10 protein-coding genes, 3 tRNA genes and 2 pseudogenes are annotated in these 15,284 nt (G+C 70.1%); 8 read left to right on the top strand and 7 right to left on the bottom strand.

Annotation, left to right across the window (positions count from 1 at the left end; translation table 11 throughout):
• Positions 1–77 precede the first annotated feature (77 nt).
• Both dnaG and EDD93_RS18035 read left to right on the top strand, forming a co-directional pair.
• The gene (gene dnaG, locus EDD93_RS18030; protein WP_123526108.1) at positions 78–1,994 is read left to right on the top strand and encodes a DNA primase; all 1,917 of its coding nucleotides are present in this window, start codon (positions 78–80) and stop codon (positions 1,992–1,994) included.
• Between the two features lie 204 nt (positions 1,995–2,198).
• Positions 2,199–3,323, top strand: coding sequence for an RNA polymerase sigma factor (locus tag EDD93_RS18035; RefSeq protein WP_123526109.1), 1,125 nt, complete (start codon positions 2,199–2,201; stop codon positions 3,321–3,323).
• Between the two features lie 80 nt (positions 3,324–3,403).
• On the opposite strand, the gene EDD93_RS18040 is transcribed toward EDD93_RS18035, so the two are convergent.
• From EDD93_RS18040 to EDD93_RS18055, 4 genes are all read right to left on the bottom strand, one after another.
• Entirely contained in the window at positions 3,404–5,335 is a 1,932-nt protein-coding gene (locus EDD93_RS18040; RefSeq protein ID WP_123526110.1) for an ABC transporter ATP-binding protein, read from the bottom strand.
• Positions 5,335–7,068, bottom strand: a complete 1,734-nt coding sequence (locus EDD93_RS18045) for an ABC transporter ATP-binding protein (protein ID WP_123526111.1) — start codon at positions 7,066–7,068, stop codon at positions 5,335–5,337. Before EDD93_RS18045 ends, EDD93_RS18040 begins: the two co-directional genes overlap by 1 nt.
• Positions 7,069–7,236: 168 nt before the next feature.
• Positions 7,237–8,682 carry an FGGY family carbohydrate kinase gene (locus EDD93_RS18050; protein WP_123526112.1) on the bottom strand — a complete coding sequence of 482 codons (1,446 nt, stop codon included), beginning with the start codon at positions 8,680–8,682 and terminating at the stop codon, positions 7,237–7,239.
• Between the two features lie 69 nt (positions 8,683–8,751).
• A complete protein-coding gene (locus EDD93_RS18055; RefSeq protein WP_123526113.1) occupies positions 8,752–9,051 on the bottom strand; it encodes a YtxH domain-containing protein in 300 nt (99 codons plus the stop codon).
• Positions 9,052–9,232: 181 nt separating this feature from the next.
• On the opposite strand from EDD93_RS18055, the gene EDD93_RS18060 reads away from it, so the two are divergent.
• From EDD93_RS18060 to EDD93_RS18070, 3 genes are all read left to right on the top strand, one after another.
• Positions 9,233–9,305 (top strand) — tRNA-Asn (locus EDD93_RS18060).
• 5 nt (positions 9,306–9,310) lie between these two features.
• Positions 9,311–9,383: transfer RNA gene (locus tag EDD93_RS18065), tRNA-Asn, on the top strand.
• 223 nt (positions 9,384–9,606) lie between these two features.
• Positions 9,607–9,680 (top strand) — tRNA-Ile (locus EDD93_RS18070).
• 437 nt (positions 9,681–10,117) lie between these two features.
• On the opposite strand, the pseudogene EDD93_RS18075 reads toward EDD93_RS18070, so the two are convergent.
• Positions 10,118–10,557 (bottom strand): annotated as a pseudogene (locus EDD93_RS18075) (peroxiredoxin-like family protein); the annotation flags it as partial.
• Positions 10,558–10,688: 131 nt separating this feature from the next.
• Here EDD93_RS18075 and EDD93_RS18080 point away from each other — a divergent pair.
• Entirely contained in the window at positions 10,689–11,702 is a 1,014-nt protein-coding gene (locus EDD93_RS18080; RefSeq protein WP_123526114.1) for a YdcF family protein, read from the top strand.
• Positions 11,703–12,160: 458 nt separating this feature from the next.
• Here EDD93_RS18080 and EDD93_RS40695 read toward each other — a convergent pair whose 3' ends face one another.
• Complete coding sequence (locus tag EDD93_RS40695; protein ID WP_311318338.1) at positions 12,161–12,292, bottom strand: hypothetical protein; 132 nt, start codon at positions 12,290–12,292, stop codon at positions 12,161–12,163.
• Between the two features lie 190 nt (positions 12,293–12,482).
• Between EDD93_RS40695 and EDD93_RS18090 the strand changes: the two are divergent.
• Positions 12,483–13,691, top strand: a pseudogene (locus EDD93_RS18090) (PHP domain-containing protein); the annotation flags it as partial.
• 71 nt (positions 13,692–13,762) lie between these two features.
• Here EDD93_RS18090 and EDD93_RS18095 read toward each other — a convergent pair.
• The gene (locus EDD93_RS18095; protein ID WP_123526115.1) at positions 13,763–14,245 is read right to left on the bottom strand and encodes a MarR family winged helix-turn-helix transcriptional regulator; all 483 of its coding nucleotides are present in this window, start codon (positions 14,243–14,245) and stop codon (positions 13,763–13,765) included.
• Between the two features lie 109 nt (positions 14,246–14,354).
• Here EDD93_RS18095 and EDD93_RS18100 point away from each other — a divergent pair, with 109 nt between their 5' ends.
• Complete coding sequence (locus tag EDD93_RS18100) at positions 14,355–15,284, top strand: NADP-dependent oxidoreductase (protein ID WP_123526116.1); 930 nt, start codon at positions 14,355–14,357, stop codon at positions 15,282–15,284.

Genomic DNA, 15,284 nt, shown 5'->3' on the forward strand with positions numbered 1-15,284 from the left:
CTCCGGAAAGGGGCGCCCGGCGACCCCGCGCGCCCGCCCGGCCGAGGGTTGTCGTATCCCACCCGTAGACTTCACCCGTGGCAGGCAGGATCAATGACGACGACGTGAAGGCGGTCCGGGACGCGGTCCCGATCGACGCCGTCGTTTCCGAGTACCTCCAGCTGCGCAACGCCGGCGGCGGAAACCTCAAGGGCCTGTGCCCCTTCCACGACGAGAAGTCCCCCTCCTTCCAGGTCAGCCCGAGCAAGGGTCTCTTCCACTGCTTCGGCTGCCAGGAGGGCGGCGACACGATCGCCTTCGTGATGAAGATCGATCACCTCCAGTTCTCCGAGGTGGTCGAGCGGCTCGCGGCCAAGGCGGGCATCACCCTGCGGTACGAGGAGGGCGGGTACAACCCCTCCCACCAGCGCGGTGAGCGGATCAGGCTGGTCGAGGCCCACAAGGCGGCCGCCCAGTTCTACGTCGAGCAGCTGGACGGCCCCGAGGCCGAGATCGGCCGCAAGTTCCTCGCCGAGCGCGGCTTCGACCAGGCCGCCGCCGCCCACTTCGGTGTCGGCTACAGCCCGGCCGGCTGGGACCACCTCACCCGCTACCTGCGCGGCAAGGGCTTCAGCGACAAGGAACTGATCGCCTCCGGCATCTCCCAGGACGGCAGGCGCGGCCCCATCGACCGCTTCCGAGGCCGGCTGATGTGGCCGATCAGCGACACCGCGGGCGACATCGTCGGCTTCGGCGCCCGCAAGCTGCGCGACGACGACAACGGCCCGAAGTACCTCAACACCCCCGAGACCGCGATCTACAAGAAGTCCCAGGTGCTGTACGGCATCGACCTGGCCAAGAAGGACATCGCGAAGGCGAGCCGGGCCGTCGTCGTCGAGGGCTACACCGACGTGATGGCCTGCCACCTCGCCGGGGTCACCACCGCCATCGCCACCTGCGGCACCGCCTTCGGCGGCGACCACATCAAGATCCTGCGCCGCCTCCTGATGGACAACGGCAGCGCCCGGGTGATCTTCACCTTCGACGGTGACGCGGCCGGGCAGAAGGCCGCCCTGCGCGCCTTCGAGGACGACCAGAAGTTCGCCGCCGAGACCTACATCGCGATCGCCCCCGACAACATGGACCCCTGCGATCTGCGCCTCGCCAAGGGCGACGAGGCCGTCCGCGACCTGGTCGAACCCCGCACCCCGCTCTTCGAGTTCGCGCTCCGCCAGATCGTCGGCCGCTACGACCTGGAGACCCCGGCCGGCCGCGCCGCCGCGCTCGACGAGGCCGCCCCCGTCGTCGCCAAGATCAAGACGGGCAGCGTGCAGCGCGAGGTCGCCGTCCAGCTGGCCGGCTTCGTCGGCATCCTGGACCAGGAGTACGTCGTGCACCGGGTCAACCAGCTCGCCCAGTGGGCCCGGGGCCGGGGCGACCAGCGCGGACCCGCCCGCTCCTCCTCCCGGGCCGGCGCGCAGCACCAGCAGACCCAGCCGCCCACCGGCCCCTCGGGCCCCTCCGGCCCCGCGCTCAACCTCCGCAGCCCGGCCCACCGCACCGAGCGCGAGCTGCTCAAGCTCGCCCTGCAGAAGCCCGCCCTGGTCTCGCCGGCCTTCGACGCCTACGGGGTGGACGAGTTCACCGCCCCGCCGTACGCCGCCGTCCGCCAGTGCATCGCGGAGGCGGGCGGCGCGGAGCTGGGCGTCCCCGAGACCCGCGAGTACCTCGTCCAGGTGCTCGACGCGACCCCCAACGAAACGGTGCGCAAGCTGGTCACCGAGCTGGCGGTCGAGGTCTTCCACGGCAAGTCCATCGACGAGGCCTACGCGGGCGAGCACCTGGTCAAGGTCCGGCTGCGGGCCGTCGACCGCCGGATCGACGACGTCCAGGGCAGCCTCGCCCGGCTCGGCAGCAATGTCGCCCCGGACCACCTGGCCGCCGCGCAGAACGAGGTCTGGGTCCTCCAGCAGTACGCCCAGTCCCTGCGCAACAGCGGAGCCGACGCGCTCTGAGCACGCCGTGGGCGCGTCGCGAACGCCCCGCGTATCCGCTCGGTGACGGGACGGACTCAGAAAGTCCCCGCACGCCCCTCGTGGCAGCTGTGTGTCGTGCCCCACACTGGGTGGCGGTGCCTGAGTCATCGGAGCGCGGCCGGCCCACCGACCGGTGGTCCTCCATCCCCGCGGTCCGGCAGCGATCACCTGGAGGTCGCCCCCGTGCAGACCCGGACCGTGAGCAAGACCGAGCATGTCTCGGCGATCCCCGCGCAGCACCGGGCCCTACATCATCCGGAGGCCGAGGCGGACCCGCCGCCCGAACCGCCCGAGCCCTCCGGGCTGCCCGAGCCGTCCGAGTCACCCGAGGCGGTCATGGAGGAGTCGGCGGAGCTGCCCGAGCCGTCGGCGCCGCGTGGCCGGCCGGACACCGGCGGGCCGTCGTCCGACCTGTTCCGGCAGTACCTGCGGGAGATCGGCCGCGTCCCGCTGCTCACCGCCGCCGACGAGGTGGAGCTCGCCCGCAGCGTCGAGGCCGGGCTGTTCGCGGAGGAGCGCCTCGCCCGCACCCCGGACCCCGACACCCGCCTCGCCGTCGACCTGGACCGCCTCGTCGTCATGGGGCGGATGGCCAAACGCCGCCTCATCGAGGCCAACCTCCGCCTCGTCGTCTCCGTGGCCAAACGCTATGTCGGCCGAGGGCTGACCATGCTCGACCTGGTCCAGGAGGGAAACCTCGGCCTCATCCGGGCCGTCGAGAAATTCGACTACGCCCGGGGTTACAAGTTCTCGACGTACGCGACCTGGTGGATCCGGCAGGCCATGTCCCGCGCGCTGGCCGACCAGGCACGCACCATAAGGGTCCCGGTCCATGTCGTCGAACTGATCAACCGTGTCATCCGGGTCCAGCGCCGGATGCTCCAGGAACGCGGCTACGAACCGACGCCCGAGGAGGTCGCCGCCCAGCTCGACCTGACCCCGGAGCGGGTGGGCGAGGTGCTGCGCCTGGCCCAGGAACCCGTCTCCCTGCACGCCCCGGTCGGGGAGGAGGACGACGTCTCGCTCGGCGACCTGATCGAGGACGGCGACGCCGCGTCCCCGGTGGAGTCCGCCGCGTTCCTGCTGCTGCGCGAGCACCTGGAGGTGGTGCTCTCCACGCTCAACGAGCGCGAGCGGAAGGTGGTCCAGCTGCGGTACGGGCTGGCCGACGGGCGGCCCCGCACGCTCGAGGAGATCGGCCGGATCTTCGGCGTGACCCGCGAACGGATCCGCCAGATCGAGTCCAAGACCCTCAACAAGCTCCGGGACCACGCCTTCGCCGACCAGCTCCGCGGCTACCTCGACTGACGCACGCGAAGCGCACGGGCCGGGGCAGCCGCGGAGCGGACGGCCCGGGGCCGGCCGGCCCCGGGCGGGACAGTCCGGGGTCAGTCGACCTCGGCGACCGCCTGCGCGAACTGGGCCGCGTACAGCCGCGCGTACGCGCCGTCCGCCTCCAGCAGCTCGTCGTGCGTACCCTGCTCGACGATCGAGCCGTTCTCCATCACCAGGATGACGTCGGCGTCGCGGATGGTGGAGAGCCGGTGCGCGATCACGAAGCTCGTACGGCCGTGCGCGAGCTGCGCCATCGCCTTCTGGATCAGCACCTCGGTACGGGTGTCGACCGAGCTGGTCGCCTCGTCCAGCACCAGTATCACCGGGTCGGACAGGAACGCCCGCGCGATGGTGATCAGCTGCTTCTCACCCGCGCTGACGCCGGTGCCCTCGTCGTCGATCACCGTGTCGTAGCCGTCCGGCAGGGTGCGGATGAAGCGGTCGGCGTGAGCCGCCCGCGCCGCCTCCTCGATCGCCTCCCGGCCGGCCTCGCCCGACGCGCCGTACGCGATGTTCTCCGCGATGGTCCCGCCGAACAGCCAGGTGTCCTGGAGGACCATGCCGATCCCCGACCGCAGGTCGTCGCGCGACATCGTCGCCACGTCCACCCCGTCCAGGGCGATCCGGCCTCCCGTCACCTCGTAGAACCGCATCAGCAGGTTGACCAGCGTGGTCTTGCCCGCACCGGTCGGTCCGACGATCGCGACCGTGTGGCCCGGCTCGACACTCAGTGACAGGTTCTCGATGAGCGGCTTCTCCGGGTCGTAGCGGAACGACACGTTCTCCAGCGAGACGCTGCCGCGCAGCTCCTCCGGGTGAGCGCCCTCGCCCTTCGCCGGGTCGGCGTCCTGCTCCTCGGCGTCGAGGAGCTCGAAGATCCGCTCGGCCGACGCGACTCCGGACTGCACCAGGTTCGCCATCGAGGCGACCTGGGTCAGCGGCATGGAGAACTGCCGGGAGTACTGGATGAAGGCCTGCACGTCACCGATCGACAGTGCGCCGGAGGCGACCCGCAGCCCGCCGATCACGGCGATCAGCACGTAGTTCAGGTTCGACACGAACATCATCAGCGGCTGCATGATCCCGCTGTTGAACTGGGCCTTGAACCCGGCCTCGTACAGCGCGTCGTTCTGCTCGGCGAAGTCCCGCGCGGACTCCTCCTGGCGGCCGAAGACCTTCACCAGGGTGTGCCCGGTGTACATCTCCTCGATGTGGGCGTTGAGCTTGCCCGTCACCTTCCACTGCTGGACGAACTGCGGCTGCGAGCGCTTGCCCACCTTCGTCGCCACGACCACCGACAGCGGCACCGTCACCAGTGCGACGAGCGCCAGCAGCGGTGAGATCCAGAACATCATGATCAGTACGCCGATGATGGTCAGCACCGAGTTGATGAGCTGGCCCATGGTCTGCTGCATCGTCTGCGAGATGTTGTCGATGTCGTTCGTCGCCCGGCTGAGCACCTCGCCGCGCTTGGCCCGGTCGAAGTACGACAGCGGCAGCCGCGACAGCTTCGTCTGGATGTCCTCGCGCATCTGGAACACGACCCGGTTGATCACCCGGATCGACAGCCGCGTCGACACCAGCATCAGCAGCCCGGCACCGACGTACGTGATCAGCGCGGCCAGCAGCACATGCCCGATCGCGTCGAAGTCCATGCCCTTGCCCGGGGTGAAGTCCACCTTCGAGAGCATGTCGGCCAGGCCGCTGTTGCTCCTGTGCAGGTTCGCGAGGGCCTGCTCCTTGGTCGTCCCCTCCGGCATCTGCCGGCCGACGACCCCGGCGAACACCAGGTCGGTGGCCTTGCCGAGGATCTTCGGGCCGACCACCGAGAGCGCCACGCTCAGCGCACCGGCCACCAGCATCACGTACAGCGTGGTCCGCTCCGCGGCGAAGCGCTTGAGCAGCCGCTTCGTGGAGCCCTTGAAGTCCATGGACCGCTCGGTCGGCGCCCCGCCCGCCATCATGCGTCCGCCAGGCCCGGCCATTACGCGGCCTCCGCTTCCGTCAGCTGGGAGAGCACGATCTCCCGGTATGTTTCATTGCCGTCCATCAGCTCGTGATGGCTGCCGGCGCCGACGACCCGGCCCTCGTCCATCACCAGGATCCGGTCGGCGTCGCGGATGGTGGACACCCGCTGCGCCACGATCACCACGGTCGCTGCGGCGGTCTCCCGCAGCAGTGCCGCGCGCAGCGCGGCGTCCGTGGCGTAGTCCAGCGCGGAGAACGAGTCGTCGAAGAGGTAGATCTCCGGCTGCTGGACCAGCGTCCGCGCGATCGAGAGGCGCTGCCGCTGCCCGCCGGAGACATTGGTGCCGCCCTGCGCGATCGGCGCGTCCAGCCCGTGTTCCAGACCCTCGACGAACTCCTTGGCCTGGGCGACCTCCAGCGCGTGCCACAGCTCCTCGTCGCTCGCGTCCGGGTTCCCGTACCGCAGATTGGTCGCGACCGTCCCGGAGAACAGGTACGGCTTCTGCGGGACCAGGCTCACCGTCTTCGCCAGCAGCGCCGGGGCCAGCGTCCGTACGTCCGTCCCGTCGACCAGCACCTGGCCGTCCGTCACGTCGAACAGCCGGGGTACGAGTCCGAGCAGTGTCGACTTGCCGCTGCCCGTCGACCCGATGATCGCGGTCGTCTCGCCCGGCCGGGCCACCAGGTCCACCGACCGCAGCACCGACGCCTCGGCGCCGGGGTAGCGGAAGTCGGCGCCCCGGATCTCCAGGTGCCCGTGGGCGCGCAGCTCGGTCACCGGCTCGGCCGGCGGCACCACGCTGGACTCGGTCTCCAGGACCTCCTGGATGCGCTCGGCGCACACCTCGGCGCGCGGCACCATCATGAACATGAAGGTGGCCATCATCACCGACATGACGATCTGCATCAGGTAGGAGAGGAACGCGGTCAGCGCCCCGATCTGCATCCCGCCGCTGTCGATCCGGTGCGCACCGAACCAGACGACGGCGATCGACGACACGTTCACGACCGTCATCACGGTCGGGAACATCAGTGCCATCAGCCGGCCCGTGGACAGCGCCACATCGGTCAGCTCGGTGTTGGCGCCCCGGAAACGCTTCTCCTCGTAGCCGTCACGGACGAAGGCGCGGATGACCCGGTTGCCGGTGATCTGCTCGCGCAGCACCCGGTTCACCGTGTCGAGCCGCTCCTGCATCGTCCGGAACAGCGGACGCATCCGCTTCACGATCAGGCTCACCGAGATCCCGAGGACCGGCACCACCGCGAGGAGCACCGCGGACAGCGGCACGTCCTGGCCGAGCGCCATGATGATGCCGCCGACGCACATGATCGGTGCCGAGACCATCAGCGTGAACGTCATCAGGACCAGCATCTGGATCTGCTGGACGTCATTGGTCGTACGGGTGATGAGCGAAGGAGCACCGAACCGGCCGAGCTCACGCGCGGAGAACGACTGCACCCGGTCGAAGACCGACGCCCGGACATCGCGCCCGAGCGCGGACGCGGTACGGGCACCGATGTAAACGGCCCCGATGTTGCAGACCACCTGGGCGATGCTGACGACGATCATGGCGCCGCCGTACTGGAGGATGTAGCCCGTGTCGCCCTTGACGACACCGTTGTCAATGATGTCGGCGTTCAGGGTGGGCAGATAGAGGGCGGCGGAGGTCTGCAGCAGCTGGAATACCACCAGCAGCGCGATCGGCTTCTTGTACGGACCGAGATAGGCCCGCAGGAGTTTTATGAGCACGCGTGTCTCTCGGAGTCGGCGTAGGGCGGGAGTCGACCCATTTTCAGGCACCGCGCACCGGGACCGCGAACGTTTTTATTCAAGTCCAGGTCAAAAAACAGACCCGGTCCATAATTTTGCCGCCGGCCGTCCTCCGGTGATCCGGGCGGGTCACCGGAGGCGGGCGCCTCACTGCGCTGCGTCGAACGCCCCCGGGTGGATCTGGTCCCGCGTCGCCACGTACTGCTGACGCACCGCCTGGCCGACCGCCAGCTCCTCGCCGGGATCCAGCACCTGGGCTGCGGCGTCCTGCCAGACCGGGGGAGTGCGCGGATCGAGCGCCCCCTGCGAGACCCCGAGCGCCCAGGCCGCCTGCCGGGCCGCACCCAGCGCCGCGTACTGCGCCGGCTCCGGCACCACCACCTGCGTCCCGAGCAGCATCGGCGCGAGCGCCTGCACGGCCGGCAGCTCGGCAGCGGCGCCCAGCAGGAACACCCGCCGCACCTCGACCCCCCGGCCGCGCAGCACGTTCAGCGCGTCGGCCAGCGAGCAGAGCATCCCCTCGAACGCGGCGCGCGCGAGGTGCTCCGGCTTCATCGACTCGCGCCGCAGCCCGCTCAGCGTCCCCGCGGTGTGCGGCAGCTGCGGAGTCCGCTCACCCTCCAGGTACGGCAGCAGCACGAGCCCCGAGGCACCGGGCGTCGACTTCAGCGCCAGCGCCGACAGCTCCTCCAGCCCGTCCAGGCCCAGCATGTCGGCGGTCCCGCGCAGCGCGCGTACCGCGTTGGAGGTGTGCACCACCGGCAGGTGCATCCCGGTGGCATCCGCGAACGAGGTGATCATCCCGGTCGGATCGGCCAGCGCCTCGTGGTGCACCGCCATCACCGAGCCCGAGGCCCCGAGCGACACCACCGCGTCCCCGACCCCGACCCCGAGGCCGAACGCCGCCGCCATCGTCTCGCCGGTACCCGCCGAGATCAGCAGGCCCTCCGGCGTCGTCCCGGCCGCCTCGCACGGCCCGAGCACCTCGGGCAGCGCCGCCTGCCGGCCCAGCGCCAGCTCCACCAGATCCGGCCGGTAGGACTCGCTGCCCGCCGACCAGTAACCCGTCCCGGAGGCGGCACCCCGGTCGGTGGTCCGCCGTGCCGGACGGCCCAGCAGCTGCCACACCAGCCAGTCGTGCGGCTGGAGCACGGCGGCGACCCGCTGCGCCATCTCCGGCTCGGTCCGCGCCAGCCAGCGCAGCTTCGAGACCGGCTGCGCCGCCTGCGGCACCGCCCCGACCGCCTCGGCCCAGGCCTGCCGCCCGCCCAGCCCGTCGACCAGATCGGCCGCGGCGACCTGCGCGCGCTTGTCGTTGCCGAGCAGCGCGGGCCGTACGAGATTGCCCTGGCGGTCCAGCGGCACCAGCCCGTGCTGCTGCGCGGACACGCCGATGGCCTGCACACCTTCGAGCAGCCCGCCGGTGGCCGCCTCACCGAGTGAGAGCAGCCACGCCTGCGGATCGACCTCCGTGGCCTTCGCCTCCACGGGGTGTGCGGCGTACCCCTGGCGCAGTACGGCACCCGTGTCCGTATCGCAGACCACGATGTGCGTGAAGGCGGATGAACTGTCCAAGCCGGCGACTATGCCCATACACAGATTCTGCCGCACCGCCGGAGCATTCCTGCACGGCGGTGCGGCAGATACGTGGAGGTCCGGGCCTCAGGTGTTGGTCGTACCCCAGTCGTCCTCGCCGTTCGCCCCGCGCCCGCGCAGCGACCGCACCCGGTCCGCTACCGACGCCGGCACCTTGTCGCCGACCTTCTCGCCCACCGCGTGGGCCGCCTTCCCGGCGAACTCGCGGCCGCTCTGGGCCGCCGACTCGCAGGTGTTGCGCACAGCCGGGTTCTGGGCGACCTGGCGTGCGGACTTCTTCAGCTGCTCGTAACGCTCCCGCCCGGCACGAGTGCCGAGCACGTAACCGAGGGCCACTCCGGCGATGAACGTGAGCCGGTACCGCATGGCTGCCACCCTTCCTTCACTCCGCGCGACATGTGCTGCTCGCCTACCCGCAGGCACCGGAGATCACCCCGGCCGATACCGATTGGCAAAGCACCCCCCTGCTTGCGCTAATGTATGTGTCGCAGCGAACGTCCGCCGCCCGGCATCCGCCAGGCAGGTGTCGTCCGAGGCAACGCAGCAATCCCCTGTAGCTCAATTGGCAGAGCAGCCGGCTGTTAACCGGCAGGTTACTGGTTCGAGTCCAGTCGGGGGAGCGCGATCCCCTGTAGCTCAATTGGCAGAGCATTCGGCTGTTAACCGGAGGGTTACTGGTTCGAGTCCAGTCGGGGGAGCGGAACGGAAGAGGGCCCTGCGGGGTCCTTTTTCGTGTGCCCGCATCCGTGGTGCGTGTGAGGCGGGCGTGACTCTTTCGCGTCAACTTCACGTCACCCGGAACCGGGCAGGGAGCAGCGCGGTCTTCATGGTCACGAGTACCCGGGCACCCGGAGCGAGAGATCGTATGACCGGCTATGCTGCGGCAGACGGCGCGTACACATGTACGCGCCACGCCGAAAAGGGGCGGTAGCTCAGCCGGTTAGAGCAGCGGACTCATAATCCGTCGGCCGTGGGTTCGAGTCCCACCCGCCCCACCGAGCAACCTCGGGAAGAATCGTTCTGACCTGGGGAAACGCGTTTTTTGTGGGTCGTTTTGCGTGCGGCGTTTGCCTCACGGAGGTGCGGTGAACGCGATTCCTTGTGTTTCGCAGATGAGCTTACGCGAGCTGTGACCTGGTCTTTTGTAGTGAGGTCCTCTGTGGGGGCGTCGAGGAGTGATCCCACGCCGTACCGGGGAGTTCTGTCTCTCAGAGGCTTTCGGAGGGTGGGCTCTCGGGGGTGGGCCGCTGACTGCTGTGTCGTGGGGCCGGCTGGTGACTCTTGGGTGGGCGATGCCTGAGCGTCGGGAGGGCCTTGTTGGGGCGAGGCGGTCAGACGACTTCCTCGAGCACCACGCCTGCGGGGATTCTCCGACGAGTCCCTCGCCGCCCCTTATTCGTGCCGCGTGGCACGGAGGCCGCTGAGGTCGAGATCACCGCAAGGCATCGAGCGCCGCGATGCTGTCTGCCGGCTCGGCGCGCCGGGTGTAGTCGGTGTCGGCGAAGGCCCAGCGGATGATGCCGTCTCGGTCGATGACGTATGTGGCGGGGAGCGGCAGGGTCCGCGCGTGGCCGCCGTTGACGTGCTGGAGGTCGAAGCCGAGCTTGTCGTGGACGGCGGCGAGGTCGTCGTTCAGGTCGAAGGTGAGCCCGTATGCCTGGGCGGTGGTTGAGCCGGTGTCGCTGAGGACGGTGAAGTCCAGCTCGTGCTTCTCGGTCAGGGAGAGTGCCTCGTCCGGGATTTGGGGGACACGGGGACCAACTGGGCATCGCGGGCCGTGATGCCGGTGTGGTGATCTTGGAGCGCGCGCAGCGCGAGGTTGCAGTACGGGCACCACGCGCGGCGGTAGAAGGTGAGCACGACTGGGCCCTGCTCCCCGCGCCCTCGGGGGATGGTCCCCATAGTCCTGAGAATGGTCCCTACGGGCGTAGGGGGGGCCTGCCAATCAGGCCCCCGCCCCGCCCGCACATTGCCGGCTCCTCACGCTGCATATCCTGTGGGACATGCTGATTTACGCCCCGGCGGCACTGCTCTTCCTCCTGTTCTGCGTCAGGGTGCTGGGGGACCGCCGCCGAATCGGCAACGGTGTTCTGCTCGGGCTTGTGCTCGTCCTCGCTCTTGCGGCGTGGCTGGTCGAGCTCTCCCGTGACTATCCCGACCTCGCGACGGACGTCGCAGTCGGGCTGGCGGCTCTGCTGGCGCTGGGCATCGTCACGCTCGCCTGTTTCCTGCTGTCCAACGGCGTGGTCATGGTGCGCAAGGAGGGGGCGAGCCCGGGAAATCTGCTGTCTCTGTTTTCCGGGACAGCGCTGGTGTGTGTGCTGGCTCTTGTGGTCACCGCGGCGGTCACGCGGGAGCGCACCCTGCTGGCTGTGGCGGCGACCGCTGCCGCCCTGGCCGGCTACATCGGCTTCCTGTTCCTCTGTTATCTCGGGTACGCGTTCGTCTACGGACGGCTGTACGTCCCCCGCAATGCCGACTATGTGGTGGTCCTCGGATCGGGCTTGGTCGGCGGGGTGACGCCGCCGCCCCTGCTGACGAACCGGCTCGACCGGGGCCGCAAGGTGTATGAGCGGATCGCGGCACGGGGTCGAAAGCCCCTCCTTATCGTCTCCGGCGGGCAGGGTCCCGACGAGGAGGTTCCTGAGTCGCATGCCATGGCTGATTACCTTGTCCAGCGCGGATTCCCGGCAGCCGCGATCGAGCGCGAGGATCGGTCGACGAGCACCGATGAGAACCTTCGATTCAGCGCGACGATCATGGAGAAGGCGTGTCCGCGCTACCGGTGCGTGATCGTCACCAGCAACTACCACGCCTTCCGCGCTGCTGTGGCGGCCCGTCGAGCGGGGGTACGGGGTCATGTCGTGGGCGCACCGACCGCTGCGTACTTCTGGCCCAGCGCGACGATCCGTGAGTTCATCGCACTGTTTGTCCTCTACCGGCGGACCAACCTCGCTGTGTGCCTGATCCTCCTGCTCGGCGGGGTCTTCCTGTGGGGGCTCAGGCCGCTTCCATGACCGCGGGCGTGGAAGGCATGGATTGCTTCCGTTCGGCCAGCGTCATGGCCTGCCCCTCTCCGTTGTACCGGTGCCTATGGTCCGGGCGTTCGTTCACCGATCGGTGTGGTCCCGGTGTTGTGTTGCGGGCGGGCCCCGGAGGCATTCGAACTGCCTCCGGGGCCCGCCCGCTTGGGTTAGGTTGGATGGGCTGGCCGTCCTGGACCGACGTCGGAGGCTATGACCGCTCCTCCAGTGACGATGGCGGCAGCGGGCAGTCCCTCAGCTGTCCTCCCACGTACTGCTGATACGCGTGCCGGCGCTTCCCTGCACCGATACCGACACCGACGTCGTAGGCGTCAGTCATGTGCTCTGACTCGTCCCTGTACCGGTTGTCCACTGGAACAGGCCGGACCGTCGGCTTTCCGTAGGACGTCAAAATGTCACTGGTTCCCGTGTACCGGACTTCGTCAGCCGGTTCATGGGCGCCAGGTGCGTAGTTGTTCTGCGATGCGGGCGGCTGTGCAGTGGGGGTCGTGCGGTTCGCGGGCGAGGGTGGTGAGTTGTTCGGGGGTGGGTGTGACGGGGATGTTGCTGGCTTCGAGGTACATCACGGCGACGGTGCAGGCGACGGTGAGGTTCGAGTGTTCGAGCCGGCGCAGTCGGCCGAGGGTGTGGCCGAGGGCGGCTGCGCGGGCGAAGGCTCCGCCGTAGACGGGCTGTTCCAGGAGTTCGGCGCGATGGCGGCGATGGGGACGCCGAGGTCGTCGGGCGCGGGGTCGTGGTGGCTGGCGCGTTCGGCGATTTCGAGGAGCCAGGAGAGGGGACCTGGTCCGCGCGGCCGCCGAGCAGGGGATGGGCACGCTCGCGCTGACGGACCGCGACACCGTCACCGGGGCCGTGCGCTTCGTGAAGGCCGGGATCAGCCCGGTCCTCGGCGTCGATGTCGCCGTCGACCCCTTGGTCATCCCCGCGCCGGTACGTGGCCGGGCCCCGGCCCGCGCCCACGTCGTGGAAGCGCCCCTGCGGGTCACGACCCTGGCTCAGGACCAGGCCGGGTGGGCGCGGCTGTGCCGCCTGGTCTCCAGCGCCTACACCGGTCGCCACGGTGAAGCGCTCCACCGCCTGGCCGGGCCCGGCCTGAGGGTGCTGCTCGGCCCGGCGAGCGAGCCGGTGCGCGCCCTGTCCGCGGCGCGTCCCGACACCGCCCGCCAGCCGCTCGCTCCGTGGCGGGAGCCGTTCGGGGGTGCGTTGCGCCTGGAGGTTCTGCAGGTCGCACGGTCCGCCGGCGCCGGACCCGGGCGGGCTGCCCGGCTCATCGAGGCCACCGTGCGCACCGGCGATGAGTGTGTCCTTGACCCGGTGGCCGATCTGGGGCTGGGCCGGCCGCGTTTTCCCGAACCGCACACGGTCGGTGCGACCACTCAGGTTGGGGATGCGGGCCGGCTGCTGCGCGAGCGGTGCGAGGCCGGGATGGCCCGCCGTGGCCTCGCCCATGACGCCCCGGCGACGCAGCGCCTGGACGGGGAGCTGGAGGTGATCGGGCGCCTCGGATACGACACCTGTTTCCTCACGGTCGCCCAGGTCGTCGCCGATGTGCGGGAGACCCTGCACATCGCCACCGCGAACCCCCTCGACCACCGGCTGCTTTTCGAGCGGTTCCTGTCGGAGCGGCGCACCTCGCTGCCCGACATCGACATCGATGTGGAGTCCGCCCGCCGGCTGGAGGTCTACGACCGGATCATCGACCGGTTCGGCCTGGAGCGCGTCGCGGTGACGGGCATGCCCGAGACCTACCGCGCCCGCCACGCACTGCGTGACACCGGACTCGCCCTGGGTATCGCCCCTGCTGAGGTGGACCGGATCGCGAAATCCTTCCCGCACATCAGGGCCTGCGATATCCGGGCCGCGCTGGCCGAGCTGCCCGAGCTCACCGGTCTCGCCGACCAGGCCGCCAGGTTCGGGCCGCTGTTCGAGCTGGCCGAGACGCTGGACGCTGCGCCGAACGGGCGCTACGGCTCCGCTCGGCCGGGTTGTCGTGCTGCCAGGGGGTTGCGGGGTGGCAGGGGGTGCGAAGGTGCTCAGCTTCGGTTCCGGCGGCGTTCGGCGGAGGACGGGGCCAGGGCGCGCAGGCGGTTGCGGACTGAGTCGAGGGCGTCGGCCAGTGTGTCGGCCTGGCGGTCGTCGAGCGCGTCGAACATGCCCTCCTGGACGAGGGCGACGTGGCCGGGGAGGACGTCGGCCAGCTTGGCGCGTCCCTGGTCGGTGATGACGGCTGTGACCGACCGCTCGTCGTCGGGAGAGGGCTCGCGGCGCAGCAGTCCGGCGCTCTCCAGCTTGGACGCCTGGTAGCTGAGGCCGCTGCGGCTGTGGAGGAGGGTGTCAGCGAGGTCGGTCATCCGCATGCTGCCCTGGGGTGCCTCGGCCAGGCGTGCGAGCAGGAAGAACTGCAGGTAGCTCAGCTCGCCGTCGCGCCGCAGCTGGTCCTCCATGAGCTGCTGCAGCAGACCGCTGGCCTCCAGCAGCGCGAAGTACGCCGCGGTGCGGCGCTCGTCGAGTGCCATCGCCCCTCCGGTTCTTTGTTTCGATCTAGAAGCATGTTACCTTCCAGAAGTGTTTCTGACTGGAAACATTAAATCGGGTCGCCTGTGCGGCCCCGGAGCGGAGATCACCATGAAGGCAGTGCGCTACCAGCAGTACGGCGACCACGCGGTCCTCACGCTCGACGAGGTGCCCACACCTGTCGCCGGTCCGGGCCAGGTGCTGGTCCAGGTCACCGCCACCTCGTTTAACCCGGCCGACGCCGCGATCCGCGCCGGGTACCTGAGGGAACTGCTGCCGCTCCGGCTACCGCACACCCCGGGCGTGGACGTGTCCGGCACGGTGGCTGGCACCGGTGAGGGCGTGACCGGCTGGGCGGAAGGCGACCAGGTGGCGGCGTTCCTGCCGCTGCACCTGCCCGGCGCGTCCGCGCAGTACGTCCTCGCTCCAGCCGAGTCGCTGGTGGCAGTCCCCGAGGGCGTCGACCCGGTCGACGCGGCGGCGCTGCCAGGTCCGGGCCTGACCGCCTGGCAGGCGCTGTTCGAGCACGGCGGCCTCACCGCCGGGCAGCGCGTCCTGATCAACGGGGCCGGTGGCGCGGTCGGCGGCTACGCCGTGCAGCTCGCGCACCAGGCCGGCGCCGAGGTCCACGCCACCGCGAGCCCGCGCAGCGCCGATCGCGTGCACGCCTACGGCGCCGACCACGTCATCGACCACACCCTCACCCCGGTCGCCGACGCCGCGAAGGGCCCGTTCGATCTGGTCGTCCACTTGGCCTCGACGGGCCCTGAGGACACCGACGCCCTGGCCGCGCTGACCGCCGGCGGCGGACTGTTCGTCACCGCCACAACGGAGCCCGCCACCGAGCCCGGCCGCGGCGTGCGAGTGGTCCGCATGGCCGTACGCAACGACACCGATCAGCTCGCCGACCTGCTGCACCGCGCCGCCGCGGGAACGCTGCGCCTCGACGTCGCCGAGCGGCGCCCGCTGGCCGAGCTGCCTGCCGTCCACGCCCTGGCCGACAGCGGCACGCTGCCCGGCAAGACCCTCCTCATCCCCTGA

The organism is Streptomyces sp. 840.1 (assembly GCF_003751445.1).
GTDB lineage: Bacteria > Actinomycetota > Actinomycetes > Streptomycetales > Streptomycetaceae > Streptomyces.